Here is a 2924-nt window from a genome sequence, read left to right as displayed (position 1 = left end):
GGCCGGCAACGAACAGCCAGTCGGACAGCCGGTTGATGAAGGCCATCGCCTCGGGGTTCATGGGCTCATCCGGCACGGAGGCGAGGTGCGCCATCGCCCGCTCGGCGCGCCGGCAGAGGGTGCGGGCGACGTGCAGCTGCGCGGAAAGCGGCGAGCCGCCTGGCAGGATGAAGCTGTCGAGCGGCGGAATAACTGCGTTCATCGCGTCGATCTCGATTTCGAGCCGCGTGACCTGCGCCGCGACGATACGCAGCGGGGTCCACTCCAGAACACGGCCTCGGTCCGGCGTCGCGAGGTCAGCGCCCAGGTCGAAAAGATCGTTCTGGATCCGGCGGATCTGGGCGAGGCGCTCGCCGCCCGCCTCCAATGCAGCAACGCCGAGGGCGGCGTTGAGTTCATCCACGGTGCCATAGGCGGCGACACGGGGATGCCATTTCGGCACCAGTTCTCCAGTCGAAAGGCGCGTTTCGCCCTTGTCGCCGGTGCGGGTGTAGATCTTGTCGAGCCAGACCATGGTGTCAGCCTCCGAACTTGATGGCGCCTGTGACGATACCGATCAGCACGAGGAAGGCGATTGCGACCGCCTGGAAGATGACGCGCAGGCGCATGAGCTTATTGGACCGGCTGGCCTGGTTCGTGTCCTGCCGGGTGAGATTGAAAATTCCGAGCAGCAGAACAAATGCGACGGCCGCGAGGGCGATGTAGAAACCGATGGTCAGCATGCTTTGCATGGGGCGTCAGCCTTTCGAGAGTGTGCAGGCCAGAGCATAGACCCAAGGGTGGCCCGGCGCGCTGCTGCATCCGGTCGCGGCGGGGAGGCGGTATCAGTCCTCATTTTCAAGCCGTGCGGCAAGGGCTTCGACCCGTCCGGCCATCGCGATCAGGATATCAACTGCGCGGGCATCGGTTTCCGGCCGGGCGGATACGCCGCGACGGGCGCTGTCGAGTTCGTCCAGCAGGGAGAGGGCCGTGATGAGAAGCAGCCGTTCATCGCCGATATCGCCCACCGCTGAGGCGATCTGGCCGATCCGGGCATCCAGCTGCTCGGCGAGGCGCTGGACACGCTGTTCCTGTCCCGGCGCGCAGGCGATGGAGAAATTGCGGCCCCGCAGGGAGATATCGGCCTTTGCCAAGCGTCAGTCCTCTTTTCCGAGGGCGGCGCGGACTTCCTCAATGGCTGAGCCGAGGGCGAGGCTGGCTGCGTCGGCAAGGGCCTGGAGTTCCTGCTCGCGGGCAAGGGACTGGTCCAGCGCTTCGGCCAGATTGGCCCGGTCTGATACAAGGGCGGCGATCTCGGCCCGCAAGGCGGCAGGGTTGCCGGTACGCAGGAGGTGGGCCTCGAGCGCCGCTTCCAGGCGCCTGAGGGCGGAATCGAGGCGTAGCGCGGCCGGGTCGAGGTCTGTCATGACAATATTGGACTAGCGACAATGCAGCCGGGCGCCAAGCGCCTTGACGGTACGGGACAAGTCTGGCCTAGGACGAAACGCGAAAAACACCGGGAGATCAGCAGAATGGCTGTCACAAATCGCGACATGGCGAACGCTGTCCGTGCCTTGTCCATGGACGCCGTCGAGGCGGCCAAATCCGGGCATGTCGGCCTGCCGCTCGGGATGGCGGATACGGCCACGGTCCTCTTCCGCAAGTTCCTGAAGTTTGACCCGAGAGACCCTGCCTGGCCGGACCGGGACCGGTTTGTACTGTCCGCCGGCCATGGCTCCATGCTGATTTACGCGCTGCTGCATCTGACAGGCTATGCCTCGGTCAGCCGCGACGACATCCGCAATTTCCGCCAGCTGGGCGCAAACACGCCGGGCCACCCGGAGAATTTCGTGACCGCCGGTGTCGAGACGACCACCGGCCCGCTCGGGCAGGGGATTGCGACCGCCGTGGGCATGGCGATCGCCGAGCGCCACCTCAATGCGCGGTTCGGCAATGATCTGGTGGATCACCGCACCTGGGTCGTGGCGGGCGATGGTTGCCTCATGGAGGGCGTCAGCCAGGAGGCGATCACGCTGGCGGGCCACCTGAAGCTGAACAAGCTGATCGTGCTGTTCGACGATAATGCCGTCACCATTGACGGCTCGACTGACCTGTCGGACGCGACCGACCAGTGCGCGCGGGTCGAGGCGTCCGGCTGGGTCTCGCGCCGCGTGGACGGGCATGACGAGAAAAATGTGACCGAGGCGCTGAAATGGGCGACGAAACAGAAGAAGCCGGTCTTCCTCGCGGTGAAAACGATCATCGGCTATGGCGCGCCGAAGCTGGCCGGCACCGGAAAGGCGCATGGCGGCCCTTATGGCGGCGAGGAGATTGCGGGCATCCGCAAGGCGCTCGACTGGCCGCACGCGCCGTTCGAGGTGCCCGAAGCGATCGAGAAGGCCTGGACGAAGGCGGGTGAGCGTTCACGCGAAGATCACCTGGCCTGGAAGAAGCGCCTCGCGGCGAGCCCGAAGAAGGGCGAGTTCAATGCGGCGATTGCCGGACGCCTGCCGAAGAACCTCACCAAGGCTGTGGCCAAGCACAAGAAAGCGGTCGTCGATAGCGGTGCCTCCAAGGCGACGCGCACCTGGAGCGGCGAGGCGCTGGAAGTGATCACGCATCTCGTACCGGAAATGGTCGGCGGCTCGGCAGATCTCACGGGCTCGAACAATACCAAGACCAGCCATACGGCGCCGATGACCCCGAAGAGCTGGGCTGGGCGTTATATCCATTACGGCGTGCGCGAGCACGCGATGGCGGCCGCGATGAACGGTATGGCGCTGCATGGCGGTGTGATTCCGTATTCGGGTACCTTCCTCGTCTTCGCAGACTATAGCCGAGCGGCAATCCGTATCGGCGCGCTGATGGGCCTGCGCGTGATCCATGTGATGACGCACGATTCCATCGGCCTCGGCGAAGATGGCCCGACCCACCAGCCGGTCGAG

The 2924-nt window shown here is 65.3% G+C and carries 5 protein-coding genes; 1 reads left to right on the top strand and 4 read right to left on the bottom strand.

Annotation, left to right across the window (positions count from 1 at the left end):
- From WEA77_RS10010 to WEA77_RS09995, 4 genes are all read right to left on the bottom strand, one after another.
- A partial coding sequence (locus tag WEA77_RS10010; protein WP_368067735.1) for a cob(I)yrinic acid a,c-diamide adenosyltransferase occupies positions 1-514 on the bottom strand: 514 nt, incomplete at its 3' end.
- 4 nt (positions 515-518) lie between these two features.
- Positions 519-731: a twin transmembrane helix small protein gene (locus tag WEA77_RS10005; protein WP_368067734.1), complete on the bottom strand. Its 213-nt coding sequence runs from the start codon at positions 729-731 to the stop codon at positions 519-521.
- A gap of 93 nt (positions 732-824) precedes the next feature.
- Positions 825-1133: a cell division protein ZapA gene (locus tag WEA77_RS10000; RefSeq protein ID WP_368067733.1), complete on the bottom strand. Its 309-nt coding sequence runs from the start codon at positions 1131-1133 to the stop codon at positions 825-827.
- Positions 1134-1136: 3 nt separating this feature from the next.
- Complete coding sequence (locus WEA77_RS09995; RefSeq protein WP_368067732.1) at positions 1137-1406, bottom strand: DUF4164 family protein; 270 nt, start codon at positions 1404-1406, stop codon at positions 1137-1139.
- 105 nt (positions 1407-1511) lie between these two features.
- Between WEA77_RS09995 and WEA77_RS09990 the strand changes: the two genes are divergently transcribed.
- A partial coding sequence (locus tag WEA77_RS09990; protein WP_368067731.1) for a transketolase family protein occupies positions 1512-2924 on the top strand: 1413 nt, incomplete at its 3' end.

The sequence above is a fragment of the Hyphomonas sp. genome (assembly GCF_040882205.1).
Classification (GTDB): Bacteria; Pseudomonadota; Alphaproteobacteria; order Caulobacterales; family Hyphomonadaceae; genus Hyphomonas.
This window is presented reverse-complemented; position numbering and strand designations above follow the sequence as displayed.